This window comes from Gordonia sp. NPDC003424, assembly GCF_053588655.1.
On the sequence record NZ_JBSFQJ010000022.1, the window covers coordinates 75,377 to 101,034 of the forward strand.

Below are 25,658 nucleotides of genomic sequence, written 5' to 3' on the forward strand. Positions count from 1 at the left end.
TTTTAATCATCCTAAGTTTCTTCTGCTACGACACACAGCAGGCGTACGAATAGTCAGTTGAAAGGCACGCAACTACCCAGGATCGAACCAGATTGTCGGCCAACTGATCCCGACGATATCCAAACCGTGGGCAGTCACAATCTGTCTGCCTGAGGTCGAAGCGACCGGCCGCGAACAGGGCCACCGCTCATTCATCGACACCCGGCAGAGTGCTGCTACGACCCGGGAGGCCGACGCGAGGCGGCGCCACCCTCGTCAGGGATTATCCAGCGACTCGATCAGTGCTGGCGGGATGCGCAGGTCGAAAGCAACAGACCGCAACAACTCTTTTACTAGGGCCTCCCCACGCTGTCCTCGCGCCGCATCCAAGGCGAGTACCGCCACCCTCTCGGCACCGCGTTCGAGCCTCCACTCCGCCACTTGAAGAACTAATTCGGGCACTTGGCTCGAAGGCTGCCACTCAACAAGCTGCACTATGCGTTTACCTAAGTCCTCTATCGAAGAGACTCTGACCAAGTATGTCGCTGCAAGATAATCCCTCAGTACCGGAGTTGCGAACGCGAAGATAGGTTCTTCGTGGTCGCTGATATCGATCTCAACCAGCAGCGCTGCCCGACCGCGATAGAAATCCACGAAATCGCTGGCGAAAGCAGCGGCCTCGTCCGCCGACACCCCGACTGTGGACTCGATCCAGTTCCTCGCCGTCCTCCACACCCAAGAGCTTGGCAAGCCTCTCTGCCATCGTTCGCTGAACAACGATTCGCCCGCGAGGATCTCGAATACGCGCTGGCCGTAAACGCCAACGTAAGGGCCTGGGTCGATTCCCCTCGCTCGGTCCCATCGCTCGAACACCTGCACAATGACATGCGAATACAGATCGGCGAGACGCTGTGGCAAGTAACCCTGGGAGCGATAGATCCACGCTAGTTGTGCAATGAGCAACGGATTCGAACCAAGAGTGTCGAGGCGTTCCAATTCACGCGCGAAGCCATGGCTGAGGCGTTCAAGGCTCTCATCCTCCTGGCTGTCGAGGCCGAGAATGCGGAAATAGTTCGCTGCAAAATGGACCGCTTCTGCCTTCGACCATGGCGCGATTTGGTACATCTCAAAGGCGCCTGCCGTGGGAATGGGTACAAACCCGATTGGCCTGGACGTGATAAGTAGCCGCAATAACGGGTAGCTATCCGACAGGAATCCGAGCTCTCGGGAGACTGACGACCGCAGAGACTGCGAAATCTCGTCCAGGCCATCGAACACGAGGACTACTCTGCCAGAGTGAATCAGAAGTTCGAGCACAGCTGGCGTCAGCTCGATTTGGAATGTACGGCGTACCTCTCGCACTACGAAGGCCAAGGCGTTTTCACCCTCACGCCAGTCTCGCATCCGAATGAGAAAAGGCACGCGCTGACCGATTTCACTCAGTGTGGCGGGGGTTAGGAGATCAGATACCAATCGCTGAGCTAGCATCGACTTTCCTGCGCCCGGATCTCCGAAAATAATACCCCTACTGACAGAATATAGAGCTGCCACCGAAGTACTCAGACGGGACACATCGCTGATTGATAACAGGACTTGGTCCACATACAGATCGTCGAACCTCGTGCGGACGCTCAAATCTCCCTCGTTCCAGACCTGAGTCGTAGCGTAAAGGAGACGCGCGCTATTAATGTACGCTTCCTCAAACTCCGAAGCCATTCGGGACTCGATTTCGAGACCAATTGCAATGGATTGCGCGGCCTTGTCACCTGGCAATTGCTTCGCGTACAGCCTGATAAGATCATGGAACATGAAGTAGCCATCTGTGCGCGCCTCAAGAAGTTGAGCATTGAACAGACGTTCTAATGCAATCTCCATTTTGGATTGATCATAGTCCAAGATGTCGGCTGCTGAGTGGACCGTGAACCTTTGAACGGGAGAAATAGCTAGCGATCGAAAAGCCATTAGGTCAAACGCCTCAAGTCCTTGAAGTGACAGGCCGAAGCACGCTCGAATATCCAAGTCTCCCACTGTCAACTTGCGGATTCGACTTTGCTCGTCAGACAATTCGGTTCGTAACCGCTCCGAAGTCCAATAACGCCTCTGCGCTAACAACCCTCCTGCGATTCGCACTGCGAGCGGCAAGTAGCCACAAAGGCTCACCACCACTTCCGCGTCGCTATCGTTAGTCAGGTCCCTGCCCGAGACGGCGGAAAGCAGGGCTACGCCCTCTTCCATCCCGATTAGATCGAGATCAAACTTTGTCGCACCATCGAGCGCCGCGAGCACGGCCCTTGACGTCACGATCATGGCGCAGCGCGGGGTTGACGGTACGAGTGGGCGAACTTGAGACTCGTCGGCAGCATTGTCTATGACCAGGAGGCAGCGTCGCGTATATAGCTCTGACCGGTACTGAGCGACAAGATCGTCGCGACGGCCCAACTCATCGCGCTTGACGCCAAGCGCAAGAAGGAACCCGGTTATGACCTCCATCGGGTCCAGCGCCTCGCCACCTTGCCCGCGAAGGTTTACGTACAACTGGCCGTCGCTAAAATGACCGGCAACGCACTGCGCCGCCTGGATGGCGAGCGCAGACTTTCCTACGCCGGGTTTGCCTGAGATAGCTGCAATGTAGGGCGCAGATGGACTTCCCGATACGAGAGCATGTCGTATCGCTGCAAGTTCGTTGTTTCGGCCCACGAAATCGCTCACCGCTGCCGGCAAGCCATACAAGTACGAAATACGACTGCTCTGCCTTCTTGCGTCGAGGTCTTCGCCTAGCGCGCCTGTAAGGTCACGCACCGGCGGCGTCGGTGATAAATGACGTAGAAGGTGGCCTGCGATTGTGGGTTCCGTTAGATTACCGTCGCAACGTGGGTCGATTATAGAAAAGTGGTCACCAGGCAAAGACTCGGCCTCAGGAAAGACACTTTGGGCAGATTGTTTGGTAACAATGTTGTCGGTGCGGCCAGAGTACACGTATAGCGGGATCGGACAGTTCCGATCATCAACCGTCGTGGCGCTAACAACTTGTCGGAGGACAATTTTGCGCGCCTCACCTACTGCCGTGTTCAGCACAGCGAGTTGGGCAGCTTGAGGATGTCGAGAGAATCGCACAAGCTTTCGAAGGGGCCGCAGGAACTCAGATCCTTCATTCGGGCACGCAAGCATAACTACTAACCGAATGCGCTCCAATTCTCGCCCGCGGCCTTCGATAAGCATCCACGCCAAGTACCGCTGCAGAATTAGCCCTCCTTGACTGTGTGTAACGAAGGCGATGGGACTGCCGGCAGGAGCGTTGGCGGCGATATATGCAGGAATTGATTGAGCAATGTCGTCAAAATTCGGGATCCGGGCATGGGAAAATGGCAAGCGAGTTTTTGGCGATTCGTAGCCGAAACGGTGCAAGCGAATACCACCGAGTTGTGTGTCGTGCCCTATTGCGTCCGCGAAATTATCCCAGGTATCCGGCTTGGACCAAAACCCGTGAATCAGTATCAGGTCAGCATCAAGGCCCGTCATACCCTGACTCCCTCCTGATCATCATTGCCAGGACACAACCACGTGTCGTCACATCGCCGCCTTGGCGACCGGGCTCCGCCCAGTGGGATCCTCGCACACTACCGGGTATTGCGGGTTCCCGTCATGAACCGTCCTGAGTCCGAGATCGGCGCTCCAATATCAGGATGCATGTGCTGCAGCGAGATCGACGGCACGCAGAACACAGTTCTCGCTCGACCACCATTCGCGGTGGCGGTGCGCTCGGCAATCCGAAGTGCGGCGAAAGTCTTGCCGGTACCCCGGGCCATGATCAGGTTGCCGCGATCATTGCCGATGGCGAAGACGGCAAAGACCTTGTTGATGGCGAGCTGCTGGTGCTCTTTGGCCTTGTGGTGGCGGGTCAGCCGTTCGACGCCAATGTTGAAGTCGTCGTCTGCCCAGTCGATCGGGGACTCGGTTAGGCCGCTTGGTCCCGGTCATTGCAGATCCCATTCGGGCACGGCCGCAGGTCGTAGGTGCGCAAGCGCGAACTACTATCAGTCCCGCCAATGCAGTGGAGTGGCACTTGTGAATACATTCCACGCACTCCTCATCCGCGCCGGTCTAGCCTACGATGTCACGCCGTTCACCGCCCGCCTCGCCGGTAAACATGCAGACCCGCCGCCCGAAGTGCTGCGCGTCCTCGCCTGCAGCACCGCTCGCGCACGCACCGTACGGGCCGGTGCCACTGCTGTCTCGGTTTGGACGAATAGTGACCGTCATGCAGACCACCGTCCCAACCCCTGGGCGGCAATGGTTCTCGCGGACATATTCAACCTGATCGCAGACTTGTCGCCTGACGAGATCATTGCGAACCCTGCGCTGACGTTCCGAGGGGATGTCGTAATCGGCGGCCCGTGCCTAATGACAGGTGCGATCGCGAGGTCACTGCCGCGTCCCGACCCGTTCACAGGCGCCGCATGAGAGCTCGATGCTCGCTGTATCACTCACCCGCGCTCCACACGAAAGACGCCATCACTATGAACCTCGCCGCCATTCGCGCCATGCTCGCTCCCGTCGGCCACACGCTGATCGCAATCCGACAGTGGATGGCCGCTTGGGCACCCCACACCCGCGCCATAGTCGCCACCTTCGCCGTGCTGTGGCTGACCTTCGCATTCACCTGCGGCATCGCCGGCGGCACCGCGTTGCTGATCATGTCCGCACTGATCATCGTCGCCGCCATCCAACTCATACGCGGCGAATGGCGACGCCCCCAATACGTCTCGCCCCTGACCATCTGTGACAACGCCGCCCAACAACTGCACACCCTGGCCAGCTGCCACCCCGATCACCACTGGTATCTGCCCGACATCATCACGATCGAACTGCACCCCGCCGACTACCGCGAGTTGCTCGACCAGTTCGAAATCAACGACGTCGTCAGCGACCTCACCCGTGAGACCACCGACGTCGCCCGCCGCTACCACGCACGCACCCTCAGCGGCCTGCCCACTCTGATCCAGATCGTCCCCAACCCCGCAGTGCACGCACACCGTTTCGTCCTCACTGGCGCCGTCCACCCCCACTCGACCACCTCCCTCGAACGGACCCGCCCCTACAACGACGAGATCGCTGACCGTACCCACCGCGCCGCCACACCCCGCGTCGGTCCAGTTCTCGTCGGCCCCGACGCCCACCCTTACAACCTGGTCGGCACCGACATCACAGTCGGACGATCCACGGACTGCGACATCACCATCAGCGCAGACCCGCACGTCTCCCGCCACCACCTCACCATCGCGTTCCACGATGGGGTTTGGTGGTACCAGGACTGCAGCAGCACCGGCGTACTGATCAACGGCCACCAGGTCGCCCGACGCACCTGGAACCGACTGTCGGACGCAGACACCCTCACCTTCGGCACCACTCCCAGCCGCCAGTCCGCCACCTTCTATCTCGCGGCGGCCAACTGTCCACCGAGCAATCCAAAACCGTGATCTCGTTCAGCACCATTGCGACGCCTATGTAACGATTTCAGGTTCCAACACACTTTGAGGAGCCCTGCCATGAGCAGCGACATCCCCACTGGCCGTCACGCTTTCAACCCCAGCACCGACTGCTCGTGGCTGACCAAAGCGTTGATACGCATCGGCGGAGCCCACATGCCATGGATCGACAACAGCAGCGACGCCGCCAAACTCGCCTCCCAGGGCGGTAGCGTCGTGTTCACCTCGGCCCTGGCGTTCGGAGGTGTGATCGTCGCGGCGTGGTCGATCAACTACCAGCACCGCCTCTACTGGTTCATCTTCGTTCTCGCCACACTGTGGGCGGCCACGGTGTTCTGCATCGACCGGTGGATCACCGCCTCGATCAACTACGGAGAGCTGCTGACAGGGCCCCAGCATTGGGCAAAGCGAATGTGGCAGACCCTCTGGTTCTACGCCGCCCGCATTTTCATGGCCGTCGTCGTCGGCTACGTTATCTCCGAATCAGTTGCCCTCGCGCTGTTTACCTCCGCGATCGATCGCGAGATGGAAACGATCCAATCTCAAAACGTCACCGCCTACAGCAACACCGTCGAAGCCGAATACGCCCAAAAGATCAAAGACGCAGAGATGGCGCGTGACACCGCCAACGAGAACAGAAACCGCGACGCCACCGAAGCGGCCAAGGCCTACACCGCGTGGGAGCGGGAGTATCAGGGAACGGGCGGAACCGGCGTCGAGGGTCCCTCGCCGAATTCTGCCAACTGCCTCGAACCCTTTGATGGGCGCTCGATCTGCGCCGAGAGCGACGCAGGGCAGGTCAAAGAGAGCACTGCGAGGACAGCCGCCACGTCGCGAGATGCGGCGGCTGCTGCGCAGCAGAGGGTGACTGACTTAAAGAACAGTAGCCAGGCCGAGATCGACAGAAAGGTCGCCGACTACGCGGCCGTGAACAAGGCAGACACCAACGCGGCCACCCGACACAAAGCACTGGTCAGCCTCGTCTCCCACGACTGGGGCTACTTGTCCTGGTGGGTGGGGATCACCCTGGTGATCCTCGTCGTCGATCTCACTCCATTACTGCTGAAGCTGTTCTCCCCCCACACCCCGTACCTGGAGAACGCGCGCCGAGCCGCCGCCACCAAATATGCCGAGACCGAACAGATTCGACGCCGGGCGTTGGGAGAACTGGCCGAAGTTGCACACTCCACTGACGAACGCGAACACCGCAACCGCATGGATGCCAAAACCCGCGACCACGAGTACGAGGTCGCTGCCGACGCCGCACAACACGCCGCCCGCCACACCCGCGCCGCGCTACGCGCCCAAGCCGCCGATGACCCTGGCGTCAACGACCTCGCCCGCCGCTACCTGCAAGCCTCGTTCGCGCATCTGCGCTCACGCAGCCGTCGCTGGCACGACGCGGCCAGCGGCGACCGACCACCGACCACACCGCGCCCACCGGTCAGCAGAGTCACCCAGTACCGCCCGTTTGACGACGACGCACTCGACACCGAATCGCGTACACCATCGAAACCTCCACGGCCCCCCGCACCTATACCAGCACCCGAGCCCGACCGCGCGCCCCGCGACGGCTACGGCATCGGAGTCGGAAAACGCTTCCCTGACAACACTTTGATGGACAACAATTCTGACCGCGAATGGGAAATCAAGTCCGTGTGGGGAGACACCCATGACGGAAAGCTCTATATCGCCGTCGACGCCGCCGCCAATAATGGAGTCGAATATGTGCTCAAGGTGTACAACGCTGCCGATCGCCTCCGCCGAGAGCAGAAGGCGCAAGGACGCGCTGAACTGCACGCCATCCCTCCCGGCGAGCCCATCAACAGCAATATCGCCCGCGTCTACTTCAGCGGCGTCTTCCAGAACCAGGTAGTTATCATCACAAAGAAGTACCCATACACACTTAAGACCTGGCAGAACAAACTGATCGATGACAACGCCTTCACACTTCGTGACGCGCTCGACATCGCTGAGCAGATCCTCGAAGCGGTCGGCTCGGTGTGGACCCGCGTCGAACCCGGCGTCCCCGACTCGGCACGAGTGCATCTCGACATCAAACCCGCCAATGTCGGTGTCGATCACGACGGCACACCCAAGGTGTTCGACTGGGCGCTGTCGCGTCCTCTTGACGAGCAGGGCCACACCAGTTCTCGGATCAGCATGCGCAGCCCCTACTACGCCCCACCCGAGCAGGACGCGCCCGGCGATTTATGGCCGACCCACCTCGTGGCCGCTGACGTGTATGCGTGGGCGGCCACGCTGTACGAGATGATCACCGGGCAACCACCGCACCGCGCCGAAGCAGAGGCTCACGGTGCACAACTGCCCAGCATCGTCGCGAGACATCCGGATGCGCTCGCTATCTACACGACGTTGCGCCAACAGCCGCCACCGCCACTGTCGAACCACATCGCACATGTGCCTGCAACCCTGGAAGCTCTACTGCAGCGCTCCCTAAGCCCGACACCTGAAGAGCGCCACTTCGCTGCCAGCGACGGCAGCCTCGTGGCTCGCCAGGAAGCCGCCTTCAACACCCTCGATGAACTACGTCAGCAGCTGTCATATGTGCGTGCAGAGATCGAGAAGGCCACTCCGGACGGGAAGGTTCCCGCCGACCTGCTGGTCGGCGGCTTCACCCGCTACCAGAAGGCCAATCCCGTTCTCAAGCCGTTAGAGACAATCGACGACGCCGTTCAGCAGCAACAACAGAACGGACACGTACCGCAGCAACAATGGCAGCAGGACCCATCGTGGAGCGCAAGCACACAACACTCTGCCTACCTTCGTCCTGATGATGATGATCCCGACGCACCCTCCTTGGTCACCGCACATTGATGGAGTTCTCATGAATCGAACACGACTGCGCCGCAACCGAGCCCATCTCGACTCCGTAGTACCCACCGACGGGCCGACATCGTCGCAGCCACCGACGAATCCCGGTGCCACCACTCGTGCACGCCGTGGCGTCACCATTGCTGGTGTCGCCGTATTGCTGCTAGCGATCCCGGCGGTCGTGCTCGATCACTTGGCGGTAGCGATCGTGCTGCTCCTCGTTGCGCTCGCGCTCGGCGTGATCGCCTGGAAGTCAACCGCATTCAGGGTGCCGCAGCGATCCACCATCGGCAACGGAACGATGCCCACGACCAGAAAGGACCGCGACGCTCACTACCAGGCAGCACCCTTGCAACCAGGACCGTTCACCGACATCGCCGAGCGGACCGACCGATTCGACACACAGACAGTCCGCCACCCGGACTACGAGCAGCAAGACCCTGACGACGAGATCACGAGCAAAGTCATGCCACCCGAAAGCCAGCAACCGATCTCCGCCTACCTGCGCAACCAACTCGACGCCCGTCAGCCAGCACTCGCACTGACCGGCGACATCATCCGCCTCGGACGGTCCCGTCACAGCGACCTCATCATCGCCCACGACACCGTCAGCCGCAGCCACGCAGTCTTGATCCGAGATCGACTGACAGGACTGTGGACGCTACAGGCAGCCTCAGACGCACTAACCCTCGTCTCTGGTCGTCGGCACCAACCAAGCGATCCACCCGCCGTCGTGCACAACGCCGACGTCGTCGTCTTCGGCGAGACGGTGTGGCAGATGGACTACCAACTGGAAGCGACTCCCGCCCCCGGCGATCAAGCGTCGAGACGACACAGTCAGGCCCCGACGATCAACCACGCGCGTGCGGATTCGAAAGACCAACTCCAGCTCGGGCATCCTCTCAAGGATGTGCGTATGCCGGCCATGCACTCCCGGATCACCGCAGTCCCGCCTATTCTCGTCGCCGCTGGAGAAACCTCAGCAGGGACCCGACCGAACAACAACGACGTCTTCCTGATCAAAGGCACCTCAGCCGCGATCGCGGACGCCGTCGGCGGTGGTGACGACGGCGTGACCACCGCCGCCACAATCCGCTCCGTGCTGCGCGACTACCTGCCACATGTGCACACCGAACACCAGGTGCGCGAGGTGTTCGACGCCGTCGACCACGCCCTTCGACGTCTGCGGAGGACACCCGTCCGCACCGCTGCCACCACACTCGACGTCCTCGCGTACGACGCAGACACGGCCACCATTACTGGGGGACACGTCGGCGACAGCCAAGTATTCAAGGTCCGCCGTACGCACAGCAAAGCCCCGATGGCAATCGCCCCGGTCACGGCCACCAACCCAGATCACGCGGCCTTGACCAACGCTGTCGGCTTCTTTGCCGACCGCGCCGAACAGTCCCCACGAGTCTCGACCTGGACCGAACTGGCCACCCCAGGCGACATCTACGTGATGGTCACCGACGGATTTCTCGAAGTGTGGGAATCAATCAACCCCGCCGACGCGATCGCTGCCACGCTGAGCGCACACATCGACGCCACCCCCTCCACTCAGGCATCGAAACTCGTGCGGGCAGCGCTCCAGGCGCATCAGAAAAGACCTTCGGCCGCAAATGCCGATAACGTCACCGTCGTGGTGGTGCACATCCGCGACGCCACCTGACCCGCATCCGGCTGTGTCAAACCCACCAACATGAGAAGGATGACCAATGTCGCGGGATGACCAATCCACCTATCCGTTTATTACTCCGGCGTTTGTGACCCCACCGCTTGACACCGGCATCCAAGGGTTCACCGCCAACAACACGTTCACCGCCTTCGACCGCAGGACACTGAATCGCATCGAAGCCGACAAGTACCTCAGCAACTCGTGGTGCCCAGGACTGCTGTGGGACCTCCAACGCGGCGGTGAATTGCGTTTGGTGAACTACAGCGGCTACGCCGTTTACGTCGCGATGTGTGTGCCCGGGAAGTCAACGAGTTTGGCCTACAATGCAGTCAAGCGGGACGCCGAAGACCCCCAAAACCGTTTGGGGAGCCGTCAATACGGGGCGGTACTCGACAAACTGCCCCGAGACGAGCGAGAGCCTGAAGAGGTCGCCCGTGAAGTAGCCAACACTCGCGGCTTCGTACTAACCGAACCTGCCGCGCGCTACCGCATCGCCGTCGGCCCGCCCCCCGGGGCGATCGCATCGGATCGACCTTCATACGTGCTATTCGTCGACACCCCCGGAGTAAAGGAGGGGTCTGACGAGGAAGACTTCATGTCCGGAACCCTCGTACCGACGGGACACGCGATGCGCGAAGTAGATGACAACGCGCATATCACAGCGGAACTAAAGAAGTACCTCCGCGCACACCGATCCACTCGCTATTGGTTGGCCTTCCGAGAACACGAGGCAATCCTCGGCGTCCCTGATCCCGAGATTGTCAACCGCGACTACATCAAGAAGTACCTCGACGACATGATTACCGAAAACGGGGTCATCAATAACCTGGCGAACCAGATGGGTAAGCACTTCGACTTAGTAAGGCTCAGGCGAGAGAACCCGCGCGGTCTTACACGCATTCTGTGCCGCTGGTTGGTCGATCACCATGTACTTACGATCAGCGATGTCCGTGAAGTCGACAACCACATCCGGCGGCAGCATCCCAATTGGACGTCACTGTTCGACCGACACCAACGGGACAGCGCGCAGCGAATTGCGGCGTCAGGGAACAGAGACCAGTGATTGCCGATTGCGCGTCGAGCCGATGCTCTGTGCTCTGTGCTCTGTGCTCTGTGCTCTGTGCTCTGTGCTCTGTGAGTGAATACCGAACTCTGCAGCAACTCGTGGACTTGTTGATTGTCAGCGACTCCGAAAGCGCTTAGCTCGATGCTGTCGCGATCCAGAATCTCAGCCAGCTCGCTCGTGGACCACAGCTGAAGCTAGCCATCGAAGACTTCTATACGGTTTCGGCAGCGTCGGGCGTCGAATTTAGGAGACTATTGCAGCATACGTTCAGTGTGAGAAGCGCTTCGACATAGCGTCGCAGCGTCAGATCGCCGTGACGGCCCACTACCACCGGGGCATGCTGATCACCCCTTCCCGATTTGTCACCAAGGCGGTCAGCGACGGACCCGGACTCGGTCGTCGACGCCCGGTCAGAGGCTCAGTTTGTCCACTCATAGACGTAGCCGAGTAGGTTCGCTTCCGCGAACTACCGCCAGCTCCAAAGTTGGGCTGAAATTGGACTATGACACGGAGACGCCATTTACCTAACGCTGAGGTTCCATCGTTCACATCGATTCGTACTCGACGTCGTCTTGTTCTGGTCGATATCGAAAATGCAATCGGAGCTGGTCGCATTAGCCCCGGCCAGACGAGCTCGATTCGACCGAAGATTATGCAGGCTATTTGCTGCACAGATCTCGACCAAGTTGTTGTCGGAATCAGCCATATCAATTTCTTAGAAGTAATGACCGAATGGCCGAGAGTGCGGGTTGTGGTCCAATCAGGCCCAGATGGCGCAGACAAGGCACTTCTTTCGGTTCTGGATGAGTCTGTGGCTGAAAGATTCAGTGGCCTGGTAGTCGTCTCCGGTGATCATATTTTCAGCAGCGCAGTGGCCAGTATCGATCTGAGGACTGAAGTTGTAAGCAGTCGATCCTCGCTGGCGAACTCTCTACGACTTGCAGCGGATAGAGTTGTGTACTTGCCTGAACGCAGCCCCGATGCGGCATGAACGGCGTTGGGTTCAATGTCAGGAGGGCAAGGGGCAAGAATTCTAGAATTCCTGTCCTTCAAAGAGCGCCGCAATGCAGCAATGCTCGAAGACCGGGAAGCAGTGAGCCACTGCAGATCAGGGAAGCGAGCGCGAAGACCGAGCGGCTCAGCCCCAATACCCGGTTACGCGGTGGGTAGATGCGGATCCTGTGTATCGGGACGCGAACGAGCCGTGGGTGAACCGCCACTAGCCATACATCCGCGCGGACACCACAGGGCGCTACTCGATGACGTAGAACTGTGCCTGGAAGACCAGATCCGAGATCGCACAGGTTCGAATATGGCCGGTCTGCGCGAGCTGTATGGTCACTTCCGTGTCGTCGAGGCAGGTGATTTCCGCGTCGCCGTCGTCGCAGTGCACCTTGCTGCCGATTGCGAGCAGTAGGATTCCGGTGTCGGGGTGGGTCACTGCGGTCACGCCGGCGTCAGAGTCAAGTGCGTTGCCTCCGTGTGCTTCTGGCTCGGGGATGTCGAGAAGCCAAAGCAGGTCAGCGTTGGTGAGCCTGGTGGATCTCGCTTTCGCTCGCCACTTTCGACGATAGGACTCGATGTCTGTCTGGTTGTCGACCCGTTTGTCGCCAGTGCTCCCGTGGTCGTGGGTAGTGGACATTTTCCGCTCCTCTTGGGTCAGCTCATTGTCTTGCGCTGGTAGTCGCGCCCGCGCCGGGCTTGGGTGATGCTGGCAGCCTTCGGCTTTGGACTCGGTCAATTACTTGTCGAGTTGCCGTCGGTCTGCGTGTTCTGCTCGGAGGCGGTGAATCTCGTCGGCGTTCTTCATCATCTGAGTCAGCTCCTGCACCAAGCCGTCGAAGTCGACGGTGGGACTCAGCGATTCGTCTTCGTTGTTGGCGGCGTCGTCCTCCGCGCGCTCGCGACGATGTCGCTTGATCTGACGACTTATGATCGCAACGTTCTCCCATCTCGGGTCGGAGTAGTCAGCGTTCCAAAAGCTTCTGTCGATGATGCGTTCGCTCATCGCGCGCCGCGATGTCGGTTTCGCCCTCTCTTCAGGGGTTGGCTTGTCAGGGAGTGCGAGCGCATCGGTGGAGGGACCATCAGCGGCGTCTTTGATGTAGGCAGCAGTGAGTTTGTTTCTTCTCATTCCATGTCCTTTGTCGTGGGTGTGGCGGTGTTCTGAGGTCGAATGAGTTGCAGCCGAACGAGTTTGCGATCGGATCGACGGCGCCATCGTCGTTGTGCTCACGATGGCATTCTGGTCATCCCGCAATTGGGTCCGGCCCGGTGACGCCGTACTGGAGTGCGCGATTGACGGCGATTCGTGCCGCCCCTGCGGAGAGTCCTCGTGCGCTGTGATCTCCGCGTCGCAAGATGTTGCCCCACTGATCGATCCCTGGGATGAGCGGCTGGGACCGGCTCGCGAGTGTTTCCCTGACGTCCGCCGGCGTGAGTTCTTCGCAGTCCGGAAAGGTATCCATCGGGTAGTTGTCGTCGGCTGTGTTGTCGGCTCGTGCTACGACGGTCGCCCATCGTGCGATGACTCGATACAACCCGTTGGGGTCATCATGATCGAGGGGTGCGGCGATGTCGTGATCGACGAGTTCGATTGTGTTCTCGGTGATTCGAATGCCGTCGGTGCGCAGGTTCGCGATCACTGAGGTGGGGACCAACAGTATTTCGGTCAGCCACAGCAGTAGTGCATCGCGACGGCCTCGGAGCATCGCTGAGCCGGTGGTGGGCTGGTTCGCGATGGCACGGCGCGCCAGGTCGACATCCCGGAACCGTCGGGAGAGCATGCCGCGCAGCATGATGCTGCGTCCGGGCGGCGGGAACCCATTGGCCCTGTGTACGGCGTTGATGGCCGTCACTGCGCCACGGCGCGTATATTCGGACGGGTTCTCAAATCCGAGGAATTCCGCCACTACTGCTGGGGTGGTCGGCAGGTACTCGTGGTCGAATGCGCAGGCCCAGTCGACGAAGTACGCCCACTCGTTGGTGTATCGCGGCGGCACGATGGTGCGGGGTCGGCGATGCTGCTCCTGTCGCTGGGGCCCGCTGGGGCTGCTGTCCTGGTGGAGAGGATCGTTGTCGAGAACCCACCATGCGGCGAGGATCGTGTGGGTGGTGTCGTCGATGATCAGGAATTGTCGTGCGGGGCCATCTGTCGTCTGGGTGGGTTGGTCGTCAGCGTGTATGTACACGGTCGTCCTCTGTGTCGTGGGGGTGATCGAGTCGGTGGAGAGCGTTGATGTTCAGTGACGCGACGCCGAGGTTGTGGACGGTCTGGCGGATGTCTTCTCCGGCGTCTATGGCGGCGGCGAGATAGCCGGCGCGCAGGTTGGGGACGCCATACCCGGTCGGGTCGACGTCGGGGTAGGCGGCCGCGAGTCGGCGGCGAACAGCACTGGTGGCGGTTGGCTCGGTGAGGTGTCCTTCGCGGAAGCGTCCCGGGGCGCCGCCGGGAAAGCAGGGGCTGTCGACGGTGAGACCGTGGATGGCGGGTCTGCGCTTGCAGACGTGCCAGCGCTGCTCGTCGCGGCGGGCAAGCAGTCTGATGACTCCCGGTCGCTGTCGTGTGGCGTGGGTGTCGAGCACTTCGAGCCAGCGCACCCACGCGCATGGGGCGCAGAGGTGGACGTCGGTGTGGTGGCGGATGGCGATGGCGTCTTGCTTGGTCTGAGAGCGGATTCGGTCGACGCGTATCCACCACTGTTGTCGGGCCCGGTGGACCTCGGCGATTTGTAGTTGGACCGTTTCTTGGCCGGTGAGTCCACTCATGGCCGGCAGCAGCATCAGCGCGGTGTCGCGTCGCTCCATTGCGCGTTCTTCCCATGTTGCGGCGTTGGTGCGTGCTGTCGCGATCATGTGTTTGAGGTGATCGGCGCGGAGTGGTCGCACGGAAGGTTCCGGCTCTGCGTCGGTGGGGTATTGAAGGTCAATCTCTTTGAGTGCGTCCTGGATTCGGTGGTCGGCCCAGATCGGGATGGCCGGCGCACCGGTTGCCGGATCAGGGGAGACACGGTCGATACGGCGGTGCGCGTAGACGATGGCCGCGTAGTCGCTTCGTATGGTGGCCCTCGCGCGTCTCGGCACCCCGGTGGTCGGATCGATGTCGGTCCGTGCCCAGAGGTATCGGATGACGGTGGTCGAGGTGGCGGGTGCCGCGGCAACGTCGTGGCTGGTGCACCAGTCGATGAAGTATGACCATTTCGCCGTGTAGGCGCGGCGGGTTCTTGGGGTCTTGCAGTCGGCGAACAGTGCTGTTGAGGTGTGTCTGAGTTAATTCGGCATCGGGCCGGATTAAATACCAGCCAAGAACGGTGTGCGTTCATGATGGTTCTCCTTGCTGTCCTCGACGGTAGTCGAGGCGTTTCTGGCGGGCCAGGGCCATCCCGTCGCGGCGGCGTTGGCGGTAGCCTTCGCCACGTCCTTCGTGTTCGTCGTCGGGGGTGACGTAGCCGATCGCCGCATGCAGGCGGACGGTGTTGTACTGGGTGCGCACGGCGTCGAGTTCGGCCTCGAGCACGGTGGGGTCGACGATCTTCTCCAGGTGCGGCCATTCACCTTTGACGTGTCCGAACAGGGTCTCGATCCAGGCTTGATCGGTCGGGGTGTGCGGGCGCCCGAAGTGTTGGGCGATGTGCACCCCGGCCAGGAACTCGCGGGTGGTGTGTGAGCGCATCTGCGGGCCGTTGTCCGAGACCGCGAGCAGCAGCGGGATCTGCCCGGCGCCGATCGCATCGGCGAGTGGTTCGGGTTCACCGCAGAGCAACGCGGCGCGCAGCTGGGTGGTGTCGCGGGCATCGATCACCTCGAGCAGCTGCTCGGATTCCAACGCCGACCAGAAGCAGGCCTCGACCTGGGTGGAGGTTTCCTCCGGGGAACACAGGGTGGCCAGCCATTTACGCGAGACCAGATCCAGTACCGCGATCACCGCCCGTTTGGCCCGGGTGAAGTGCGTGAAATCGTACGCCCAAATTCTGTTGGGTTTCCATTCCAGCCAGTCCGGCCACGGCCGCCGCTCAGTCGGTTCTCGGCGTGGATTGCCTTCCAGTACAAGCCCTTCGGCGAGCAGGACCCGGCGGACTGTGGAATCGGACACGTGCACCAGATCCAGCCGGGAACCGCGGTGGGCCAGTTTGCGATGTGACCGATCAATCCCACCCCACTCTCGGTAGAGGTCGATGATAGCGGCGCGTTCGGTATCGAGGATGCCGTGCAGTGCGGTGCCGCCGGGACTGTGATCGACCAACCCATCGGGTCCATCGGCCGCCTGGCGAGCCTGCCATCCCGCCACCCGGGACTCGTCGACATCGAGCAGCCGACACGCTCGGCGGCGTGACCAGCCCTCGGCGACGGCGTGGTCGATCAACTCCAGCAGGCCGGCCTTGACGCACGCGTCCACACGCACTGGGACCGGGCCGGCGGTCAGTCCCAGCGCGATTTTCCCTCGTGCAGATGCAGGGCGACGGCCTGCTCGGTGACCGTGGCGCGGAGCCGTTCGACCTCGGCACGCAGATCGGCGATCTCGGCCTGCTCGGGACTCTGCCCGGGCCGTCCCGGGGTGGCTGAGAGTGCTGTGAGCGCACCCTGTTTGGCGGTGTGACAGATTGTGGTCACCGTGGACCGATCGACCCGGTATTTCTCGGCCGCCTCGCGCTGGGTGGATTGGCCGGTCAGCACCGCCACCCACATCTCGTACTTCTGACTCGGCGGCAACAATCGCCGCTTCCTGCGTGTGTTCGACACCCTCTGATTCGACACCTGCACCGACCTCCCAGTCGCTCAGGCACGCCGCATCCTGGCTGGTATTTTTCCGCACCGAATGCCGAATTAAGTCAGACGCAGAACACTGTGGGATCGGGATGGGGCGTGCGGTATTGGGTCATGCTGGCCTCTGCTGGGGAAGGATTCGGGTCGGTGGGTGCGCGCGGGGTTCCCACAGGTCGAGATCGATGGTGGGGCCGAAGATGTGGATGAGGTGGCGTTGCAGTTCGTTACCCACTGCGCCCAAGGTCCACTGCTGGTGGGTGACTTGGTATAGGTCGGCGATGGCCACGTCGAGGGTGGGTCCGTGGACGAGTGTTCCGGTGCGTTGGTGGGCGATAATGTCGGTCAGGATGTGATCGAGGTAGCCGCCGGTGGTGAGTGTGTCGAGTACCTGGTGAGTGGTGTGGTCGCGGCTGGACTGGCGCAGCGTGTCGGTCCGGCTCGGCGAGGTCCACCCGGGCAGGTGTCGCTCGAGATCGGGGGTTGGTGATCGCCATCCGTCGTCGTAGTCGAAGCTGGGAGCCCACTGGATCGGTTCGTCGATCCTGTGGCGCAGGAGAAGGCTTTCGGCTTTATGTCGGAGAAACTTGTGGAGGGATCGCGCTTCTAACGCCAGGAAGTGTTTGTAGGCGACGCGGATCTCTCCTGCCGGTAGTGGTTGGTGCGTTCGGAAGCGGGCGTCGCTGCCGGTGAGTAGTTCGTAGAGTGCGTGGCCCAGGAACATTCGGCGGCGGTCGGTGGCGACTATGTCGGCGTCGCGGCAGGCTTGGCGCCAGCCGCGGCCCGGGTCGATGAGCTTGCGGAAGATCCATCGGCGTCGGGCGTAGTTGATCGGGGGTGGGGTGTCGTCGAGGCATTCGCGAAGGGCATCGAGCACCATCGCGGTTTCTGCGAACATGTTGTGGTCGATCAGGCGTGCCATCACCGATTGGGGGGTGCGGGCGAATGTTGAGGGGAGCGCCAGTTGCAGTGCGATCGGGCTCCAGCGCGTGTAGGTGCCGATTCGGGCGAGCATCATTGCTGCGACCGTGGGGAATGCTCCGGTGTCTTTATGCGTGCTCTGTGGGAGTGCGGCGATGACGTTGGGCCACAAGCGTTGCGGGATGTGGCGAGCGGTCAGTCCGGTGAGTGCGGTGTGCGGCCAGGTGGGAAGGGCGACGGTCGACGGTAGGGGTCTGCGGGGGATGCGGTTGTGGACGCGGAAGGTGAGTTGGTCGCTGGGGGTCAGTTCCTGGCCTGCGAGGTCGATGGCATCGATGAGACCCGCGCGGTGACGCGTCTGCACTCGCGGTGTGTCCGAACGCCAGTCTGCCGCGCGGTCGGTCATGTCCTCCCGCGGGGTCTTCGAGAGGGCGAGGTCGGCGTAGCGGGCGATCTCGTGTGCAGCGCGGGCCAGGGTGGGCGCGGCCAGGCAGTCGACGGCCATTGTCGCGGCCTCCCCGAAGCGGGCTGCGCACGCCACGGTGGCAGCGAGGATCGATTGGGCTGGGGCGTCGCCGGGTGGTGGGGTGACTCCGGTGGTGATGCGCCGCGGTGTGCCGAGGTTGTGCGTGACCGCATCGATGGTGTCAACGCGTAGCAGCACCATGCGCCGCAGCAGTTGTGACAGCGCGCGCAGCGTTTCGATGCGCGGGACGTCGATTCCGCAGACGCGCGTGGTGGCCGAGGATGGTCGGCGTGGGGTGCCGATGAGCCCATCGATCCATGCCTGGGTAACAAAGAGTGGATGTCCGGTGCCCAGTGGGGTGGGTTCGGCGTCGCGAAGGTCGAAGCCACAGACTTCACGGCTTGTCGTGCCGCCGCTGCGGATCACGTTCTGACAGCGCCATGGCTGGAGTCGGTGGGTTCGCCGGTTCTCTCCCGAGCGGGGCACGTGAGCGCACTGGGGACATCGGTCTACCAGGACGGCCTGGTGTTGGTGGCAGACGAAGGTCCACTGCAAGTGCCATGTCACTGGTGTGACACAGGGCTTTTCGGTCAGGCAGGCGGGGCAGAAGCGGGCACCGCTGTCGCGGGTGAACAGTGTCCATTGCGCGGTGGCGCTGCGTGATCGCCCATAGTTGGACGGTGCGACCCCGACGTCTCGGTAGTAGCCGAGGGTCGCGGCCCTGATCTGGTCGATGTCGAGGTCGCAGGCATCGGCCAGGTGGGCGATGGTAGTGGCGTCGGGATTCAGCAGGGCGTGTGTGGTGCGCTCAGCGGTGATGTCAAGCCGCCGCAGCATGACAGTAACGCTGACGTGGTAGTCGATCGCCATGGATTCGATGAGGCTTTCGAAGGTTTGGCCGGGGTCGAGTCGTGCCGCGAACGGGAGCCGGCGCACCGGTTCCGGCCCGTTCATGCGGCGATGTTCTTTTCGGCGGTGTTCTCCCAGTAGGACTGTGCGATGTAGTCCAGCGGCACCAGTCGCAGGATCTCCTCGGTGATCCGTTCGGATTTGGTGGCGATGGCATAGCTCGCGGCGCGCGTGATCAGGTGATTGAGCGACACGAGATAGCCTTGTGTCCGATCATGTATCAACTGGGCATGTGCGACGAGGTCGGTGGGTTCGTGCGCGGCGAGGACCAGTTGTTGTTCGTAGGCAGCCAGTAGGTCCTTCCACGCCCGTTTTCCCTCGCGCCCCTTGTTCTTGTATTCAGACAGGTTGACCGGCGTCCACCGGCGTCCGTTCTGCGAACTGGTGGTGTTGAAGGCTTTGCCGTCGGTGTAGAGGCCGCGGCTGGCGAGGGCGACTCCGGTGATGACGAGCGCGACACCGAGGTCGTTGGACCAGCCCTTGATGAAGTTCGACACGGTCAGGCCGTCTCTCGATGTGGGGTCGACGAAATGCATGTCGTCGACGGCGATGATGCGGGTTTCGGTACCGTCGACGTAGTCGATCAGCATCTCGTACAGTTCGTTGCGACGGAGGGAGTCGGTGTCGGCTTGTGCGCCGCCATAGAACCTGAGCAGGGTCGCGACAACAGGTTTGAGTCCGGATTTTGCGCTCATGCCGACCCGGCACACCGGAATCCTGTCATGTCCCCGATCGGTTCGCTCCCCGTACTTGCGCAGTTCTCGTCGTTCGAATTCGCGGAGGTATTCGTTGACGGTGGTGGTTTTCCCGACGCCGGCGTCGGCGTCGATGACAACCGACGGTTTGACTCTGTCGGAGTCCACCCGTAAGCCGGTGTCGAGGACCATGGTCATCAGAGCATGTGCCTGAACCAGTTGAGGGGTCCGGATGACTCCGAAGTTCGCGTGGAAGTCCAGTCGCCTGTCGTCATAGTCTTCTCGCGCCGCATGGGACAGCCGGTTCAGATCGCGCACGGTCAACGCGTCCGGGCGTGCCCTGCGCTCGGATGTCACGAACGCTCGCCAGCCCTCGCGGCGGGTCAGGTCCCATCGACCGGCGTGAGTCATGCTTCGATCTCCATTTCTGTTGTCAGTCAACGAATTTCGGGTGCTTTTGGGACATAGTCGTCGTCTTCGCCGCCATCTCCGTCATCGTCGTCGTCGAGCCCGTCAGGTGTGCGGGCGGTGAACGCGCCTAACCCGTCGGCGGGTTCCTCCTCGTCGTCTGCCGCCGTCTCGTTGTCGGTGTCCTCGACGGGATCGGTGGAGCGCAGTTGCTCGGCCTGCTCGCCTGCCACACCGGCGGCCCGCATGCATTCGCCCACGACATCGTCGATGTCGGACAGATCCCAGGTCGAGATCTCCTCCAATTCGTCGGGTTTCGGTGGGCTTTCCGGCGCGGCAAGGTCCGGGTCCAGTGCCGGACCCAATATCGTGTCGGCAGTGCCGTGCGTGCGCTTGTCGGACATGTGGACCGACCGTATGAGAGCGTTCCGGTCGTGGCGGCTCATATCAATCGACGAAATACAGTCGACAAGAATGTCTTTGGTCCGCTCCGGTGACTCGCCCCGGCGTAGAGCCCACTTACGCAGGACCGCATAGGTGTCCTCCGACATCGGGCCGGTGAATTTGTGGGCGTGCTCCCACTCGAGTTCGTGCCAGCGATGTGTGCGCGGGTCTTGAACGTAGACAAGGGTGATGTCGTCGGGGTTGTAGCGGATCGGCCACTGCCCGGCGTGGTGACCGGAATACGGCGAGACACGGCCGTCGAAGGTGTTGAGGATATCGCCGCGATAGCGACGCTTCTTACCGACCTCGAAACCGTAGTGGTGCAGTTTGCGCCAGGCGGTCGGCAAGAACTCGACGAACGCGTACGGGTCGCTGGCCATTCGCGGCAGGCCGTGAACCTCCACCGAGACCTCATACATTCGGTTCGGGCTTTGCTTTTCGTGGGGAAAGCGAGGATCCACCAAGCCTGCGTGGCGGCGTTTGTGGTGGTGACGAGTGACCCAATGCCGAATGATGTTCTCGATCTCGTCGACGAAGAAGAACGCATCATCCTCCGCGTCGAGCCCCCTCGAGTAGACATCAGGGCCTTTGTAGCCGGGGAGGCGCATGATCAGTCGGCGTCGCAGAGTGCCGAAAAACCGCTCGACCGTCGGCTTGTCGGTCGGTTTGTATGGCTGGGCAGGCCAGAGGTTGATTCCCTTGCGGTGGCAGACCTCCATGACGTGGGTCGAGATGAACGCTCGCCCGTTGTCCACGATCAAGTTCTCCGCGGCCACCAGTGGCATGCCCCAGTGGTGGCTACGCTCGGTGAACACGATGTTCTCCGGCACACCGTGGTAGTTCCAGGTAGTGCGCGGGTTGATCGGGCCGCGAATCGGGCGTGGATGACACGTCTCGAACAGGACGGTCGCGACATCAACGGCCTTGGTCGACACCGGCGTCACCGACAGCCCCACTACCGCCCGGGTGTACAGGTCCATCGCGATGGTCAGTTGGCACTGGACCCAGCGCCGAGTCGCGGGCTCCATCGCGAAAACATCGAGGACCTGGGTGTCCATGATGACGTACTCGCCCGCGTGTGTCGGTTTCAGTTGTCGCAGTGAGATTTCAGGCCGCTGAGCGATCGATCGGCGACCTTTCGCCGAACCCTTGAACGAGTTGAGATGCGAAAAGTTCTCTTTTACGTAGGCGTAGGCCGTCGACTTTCCCGGCACCCGCACGACACCCTCGCCGAACTCCTCGACGAGTTCGTCCTCGACGTCCTCGAGGACGGGTGCCACATCCCACGTCGCATCTTCGGTATACCGCGAAATGACTTCGCCGAATTTGTCCTCCCAGCGGGGATCGATAGCGCTGCGGCGCCGGCGCGTCGCTTTCGGTCGGGTCACCCCCGTGGGGCCACCGGCCGCCTGCAGCTCATCCAGCTGCCGCCAGATTGTGCGCTCAGATACCTGCCGTCGTGCGGCAAGTTCCTTGACACGCCGGGTCTTACCCTTGAGGGGAACGGCTTGCTCGTAGTCGGAGACGTCGTCGAGTTCGGCACCGAAGATGACCCACAACAGTTCCCGGGTCTCCACAGACGCCTGCCGCTTGTCAGCGTCCGAGGTCAGGTCCCATTGCAAATCCTGCTCGATAGCGAGAGTCTCGCCGGCGCGCGTGCACGGCTGCGCCTCGGCGAAGAACGTCGCCATCGATATCGTGCGTCCCACCTGGCGGCCCATGTCACGGGCGGTAACGCGTGTCGGTTCATAACCCTCGATCTGCAGCACATCGCCCCGGAACCGGACATAACTGCCGACATCCAGGGGCGCCGCGGCCTCAACGACGGGCATCGCGCAGCTTGTGGTAGGTCAGCCAGGTCGACGACTCCAACGACTCCGACATGTCGAACCGGTAGATCGACTTCCACATACAATGTCGCACAGCAGCTTTGACGAACATTGGCGGGAAGTCTGCCGAGAGGTACGCCACCAGATCCTCCATGGTCGACGACCGGCCGCGTGATGTCGCGGCCGCAACAATCGCCGGGTCCACAACCGATTCCCGCCGATAGCCACTCAACAGGCTCAGGTTCGCCATCGCGATCGGGTCCGCGCCGCACCACACCTCATAGCGCCACCCAGCTCCGCGTAAGGCAGCACCAGTCCACGTGTAGGTCTCCACCCGCTTCGCGTTGTACAGTCGCGTTTCACTGGTGACATCGACGACCGTCGGCCCATCCGCACCCAGCAACAAGAGATCCGGAAAATGCCTGCGCGGCTTATCATTCGATGGACGAAACACCAACTCCATCATCTGCGAGTTGATCGCTGTCACCGTCGGGTCGAAATCGGCGATCATGATGCGACAGTGCTCAAGCCTCGACTCGAAGTCGACGACACGTCCACCCGTAGTCAGCGCGTCGTGCCCCGAATAGTTCTTGCGGCCTTTGTATTTCGGGATCGGCCGCGTCATCTCCCCACCGTCGACACACAACGGATCGACATCCAGGAGCGGTTTCGTCACCTCGGACGCGCCGGCAGGGATGTAGCGGGCCGTCGTCCTGACAGCGACATCGTCCCCGTCGTAGCCGCTCCCCCGCTCCATCCTGGCGAAGTGGGCCGGGTCGGGAACCGATCGCCACAGCGTCGAACTGGTCAGCGACCGCATCGCGCGGCCTCCGCCCCCGAACCGAGGACACACGTCCTGAACGACCGGGTAGGCGGAGACAGCGGCAGTGGGAGCGCACAGCTAGGTGCACGATGTCGGGGTACGTCGATACAATCGCCCACGGAGGGCTCCTTCGGATTCGTTCCGTTCTCATCAGGGCTCGCCATGGGACGGCCGGTTCTCAGGCTGTTGGCGCAGCCTCGCCGGTCGTCCCGCCTTACGGCGGGCTTGTGAACAAGCTAAGTGTTGATCGGCCCAAGGTCAAGTGATTGACAGGAACCGCATGTTGCCCGCCCACCCCTTGCTACCAGCATGAGAAGACGTCAGCTCGCTATGATTACCACATACATCGAAGCCCATTCTCCGTGAGGTGACATCGCCGTGTACAAGGCAGCACTGACTCCAACAGATCAGCCGTTCCGACCCGCAGCACGCTCGTCGCGACCCGCCTCCACACTGCACTCATCCCTGAGCGACCACTCGATCGAAGCGTTCTGCATGAATCCGAGCTGCGTCAACAAGGTGACCTACGCCGTCGGGCAACCCGGCAGGAAAGCACTGTTCTGCAGCCACAACTGCTCAACCGAGTATGCCGGCCACCGGCGTCGGCTTCGTGCCGAAGCCGACGAACTCCAGCAGCACATCAACGCTGTCAATTCACGATCGAAAGAGGGTCGGCGCCTAGTAGAGCGGCTAAAACATGTCCGCTGGCATCTCGAGCGCTACGGCGGCGCCAAGGACACGACCGAAGAGCGGAAGAGGTAACCGCCAGTTGGGCAGAAGTGCTTCGGGTCTTCAATTAGTCCTCGCCGCTGACAGCGTCGAGCGCTGCCAGTAATGAGTCGAACATGTCGACACGCTCCACTGGCAGCTCGATCGGCTCGCCCTCGAAGACCGTGCCGTGGCCCGCGGCGGTCACCGTGTAGGTGACGGTGACGGCCTTGCGGGCAGGTGTCCTCATGACCAGGACGACGTCGTCCCCGGTATGCCGCCACGGCGGGTGTGGGCGCAGGTTGGGAAGGTCGATGGTGATCTGCAGCTCCCCATCGTCGTCATACCCCCAGGAGACCGGGTAGCCGAGCGGGGTGAAGTCCGGGAGGGTCGGGGGCCTCATGCCGTACGGTCCCGGCGGTGGCTGCCATGACGGGTCCTCGAGGCGCTGCCACTTGAATGTGTCGATCGCGGCGTGCTTCACTCCCCGCGCTCCGTGGAACGTCAGGATGACCTGGACGTCGGTGAGAAAGGATGCCTCACGGTTGACGACGGTGAGGCCGACCGCGGGCCACGCGACGGCGGCGAGGTAGTCCTGGCATAGCGGCCAGCGCGCGGTGAGCTCATCGCGGAAGCGTTTGACACGCTCGGTGATCTCGTCGTCACTAAGCACCGGCTGCGGGGTCTCAGAGATTCCCATGGTCTGCAGGGCGATGATCGGCAAGACAGGAGAAGGCGCCGCGGCCCGCTCCTTCGCGCGCGCGTTGTCCTCGCGGAGGCGACGGTCATGTAGCTCGACTACCTTGTCGAGCACCTCCTCAGTCCGGTCGAAGGCGCGGACGAAGCCGTCGAGTTCGACGGAAACCAGCATCGGACGAGGGCGCGCGGAGATATCGAGGAACTGCTCGCGGACCTGCGACATGCGCGGACGGTCGAGGATCGTCGTCAATCGCTCCAGATGGATCAGGTCGATCTCGACGGCGTCGTCAAGGGCGCAGAGGTCCCGGCGCTGGGCGAGCAGCAACTCCTGATTGGTGACGAAGACGAGGCCAGCGAGGTTCGGCGCCTTCTCCTTGGCCGCGGCGAGGTCAGAGGTGAACTTCTTGGTGATGTCGGCGATCGTCTGCTGGCCACGTGGGAAGTACACAGCCATGACCCACCGTTGGCCGTCCTTCACGACGAGCGCGTCGGCTCCTCCATCCTTACCGCCCAGCGGATGGGCGGGGTCGATGGCCTCATAGCCCTCGACGTCCAGCACGAGGGCGGCCAATCGTTCGGACGGGGTCTGGCCGGCGGTCCACTCCCGCAGGCGGTGCCAGGTTTCGTCAAAGCGCGTCACGCCGATCATGATGCTCCATCCTGATGACGTTGCACTCGTCGATACCCCGCGGCGGACAGTCCCGATCGGTGTCGCACGCATCGACGGCCGAGTACGACTATCAACCAAGCGCGGCGGATGAAATAGAGAGACCTGTCGACAAGGGGCGCAGTGCGCTGGCCGTGGCCGTCTCGCTTACCGACACCGCCTGGCGAGCCGGCCGAGGAGGTCCGACCCGCCTCGGAACTTGTCAAGGGGTTTGAGACCAGCGGGTGTTTTTCCGGGGGTGGTCAAACCCAGGACCAATTACGCCAACCCCTACGTATTGGCCCC

18 protein-coding genes are annotated in these 25,658 nt (G+C 61.9%); 5 read left to right on the top strand and 13 right to left on the bottom strand.

The annotated features are described in order from the left end of the window. Positions 1–255: 255 nt before the first annotated feature. Both ACWDTI_RS23820 and ACWDTI_RS23825 read right to left on the bottom strand, forming a co-directional pair. Positions 256–3,498: an alpha/beta fold hydrolase gene (locus ACWDTI_RS23820; RefSeq protein WP_449740607.1), complete on the bottom strand. Its 3,243-nt coding sequence runs from the start codon at positions 3,496–3,498 to the stop codon at positions 256–258. 98 nt (positions 3,499–3,596) lie between these two features. Further along, on the bottom strand, positions 3,597–3,923 hold the full coding sequence (locus ACWDTI_RS23825; protein ID WP_449740625.1) for a DEAD/DEAH box helicase family protein: 327 nt from the start codon (positions 3,921–3,923) through the stop codon (positions 3,597–3,599). A 573-nt stretch (positions 3,924–4,496) separates the two neighbouring features. On the opposite strand from ACWDTI_RS23825, the gene ACWDTI_RS23830 reads away from it, so the two are divergent. The 4 genes from ACWDTI_RS23830 to ACWDTI_RS23845 all read left to right on the top strand — a co-directional run bounded on the left by ACWDTI_RS23830 (position 4,497) and on the right by ACWDTI_RS23845 (position 11,041). Then, positions 4,497–5,456: an FHA domain-containing protein gene (locus tag ACWDTI_RS23830; protein WP_449740608.1), complete on the top strand. Its 960-nt coding sequence runs from the start codon at positions 4,497–4,499 to the stop codon at positions 5,454–5,456. Between the two features lie 69 nt (positions 5,457–5,525). After that, a complete protein-coding gene (locus tag ACWDTI_RS23835; RefSeq protein ID WP_449740609.1) occupies positions 5,526–8,303 on the top strand; it encodes a DUF4407 domain-containing protein in 2,778 nt (925 codons plus the stop codon). Then, a complete protein-coding gene (locus ACWDTI_RS23840; protein WP_449740610.1) occupies positions 8,260–9,972 on the top strand; it encodes a SpoIIE family protein phosphatase in 1,713 nt (570 codons plus the stop codon). Before ACWDTI_RS23835 ends, ACWDTI_RS23840 begins: the two co-directional genes overlap by 44 nt. A 46-nt stretch (positions 9,973–10,018) precedes the next feature. Beyond that, positions 10,019–11,041 carry a hypothetical protein gene (locus ACWDTI_RS23845; protein ID WP_449740611.1) on the top strand — a complete coding sequence of 341 codons (1,023 nt, stop codon included), beginning with the start codon at positions 10,019–10,021 and terminating at the stop codon, positions 11,039–11,041. A gap of 1,255 nt (positions 11,042–12,296) precedes the next feature. Here the strand turns inward: ACWDTI_RS23845 and ACWDTI_RS23850 are convergent. The 4 genes from ACWDTI_RS23850 to ACWDTI_RS23865 all read right to left on the bottom strand — a co-directional run bounded on the left by ACWDTI_RS23850 (position 12,297) and on the right by ACWDTI_RS23865 (position 14,899). After that, entirely contained in the window at positions 12,297–12,494 is a 198-nt protein-coding gene (locus ACWDTI_RS23850) for a hypothetical protein (protein ID WP_449740612.1), read from the bottom strand. A gap of 291 nt (positions 12,495–12,785) precedes the next feature. Next, positions 12,786–13,280, bottom strand: a complete 495-nt coding sequence (locus ACWDTI_RS23855; protein ID WP_449740613.1) for a hypothetical protein — start codon at positions 13,278–13,280, stop codon at positions 12,786–12,788. Positions 13,281–13,293: 13 nt separating this feature from the next. Continuing rightward, a complete protein-coding gene (locus ACWDTI_RS23860; protein WP_449740614.1) occupies positions 13,294–14,235 on the bottom strand; it encodes a hypothetical protein in 942 nt (313 codons plus the stop codon). Further along, entirely contained in the window at positions 14,219–14,899 is a 681-nt protein-coding gene (locus ACWDTI_RS23865; RefSeq protein ID WP_449740615.1) for a hypothetical protein, read from the bottom strand. Before ACWDTI_RS23865 ends, ACWDTI_RS23860 begins: the two co-directional genes overlap by 17 nt. A gap of 202 nt (positions 14,900–15,101) precedes the next feature. Here ACWDTI_RS23865 and ACWDTI_RS23870 point away from each other — a divergent pair, with 202 nt between their 5' ends. After that, positions 15,102–15,254 (top strand): hypothetical protein, encoded by a 153-nt coding sequence (locus ACWDTI_RS23870; protein WP_449740616.1) that lies wholly within the window; start codon positions 15,102–15,104, stop codon positions 15,252–15,254. A gap of 108 nt (positions 15,255–15,362) precedes the next feature. On the opposite strand, the gene ACWDTI_RS23875 is transcribed toward ACWDTI_RS23870, so the two are convergent. From ACWDTI_RS23875 to ACWDTI_RS23905, 7 genes are all read right to left on the bottom strand, one after another. After that, on the bottom strand, positions 15,363–16,445 hold the full coding sequence (locus ACWDTI_RS23875; protein WP_449740617.1) for an integrase core domain-containing protein: 1,083 nt from the start codon (positions 16,443–16,445) through the stop codon (positions 15,363–15,365). A 17-nt stretch (positions 16,446–16,462) separates the two neighbouring features. Then, complete coding sequence (locus ACWDTI_RS23880) at positions 16,463–16,783, bottom strand: helix-turn-helix domain-containing protein (protein ID WP_449740618.1); 321 nt, start codon at positions 16,781–16,783, stop codon at positions 16,463–16,465. Between the two features lie 136 nt (positions 16,784–16,919). Further along, positions 16,920–19,145: a TniQ family protein gene (locus ACWDTI_RS23885; protein ID WP_449740619.1), complete on the bottom strand. Its 2,226-nt coding sequence runs from the start codon at positions 19,143–19,145 to the stop codon at positions 16,920–16,922. Beyond that, a complete protein-coding gene (locus ACWDTI_RS23890) occupies positions 19,142–20,206 on the bottom strand; it encodes an ATP-binding protein (RefSeq protein ID WP_449740620.1) in 1,065 nt (354 codons plus the stop codon). The genes ACWDTI_RS23885 and ACWDTI_RS23890 overlap by 4 nt, the downstream gene beginning before the upstream one ends. Positions 20,207–20,232: 26 nt before the next feature. After that, positions 20,233–22,479 carry a hypothetical protein gene (locus ACWDTI_RS23895; RefSeq protein ID WP_449740621.1) on the bottom strand — a complete coding sequence of 749 codons (2,247 nt, stop codon included), beginning with the start codon at positions 22,477–22,479 and terminating at the stop codon, positions 20,233–20,235. Then, on the bottom strand, positions 22,466–23,101 hold the full coding sequence (locus tag ACWDTI_RS23900) for a TnsA-like heteromeric transposase endonuclease subunit (protein ID WP_449740622.1): 636 nt from the start codon (positions 23,099–23,101) through the stop codon (positions 22,466–22,468). The genes ACWDTI_RS23895 and ACWDTI_RS23900 overlap by 14 nt, the downstream gene beginning before the upstream one ends. 994 nt (positions 23,102–24,095) lie before the next feature. Further along, positions 24,096–25,346 carry a hypothetical protein gene (locus ACWDTI_RS23905; protein ID WP_449740623.1) on the bottom strand — a complete coding sequence of 417 codons (1,251 nt, stop codon included), beginning with the start codon at positions 25,344–25,346 and terminating at the stop codon, positions 24,096–24,098. Between the last annotated feature and the right edge of the window lie 312 nt (positions 25,347–25,658).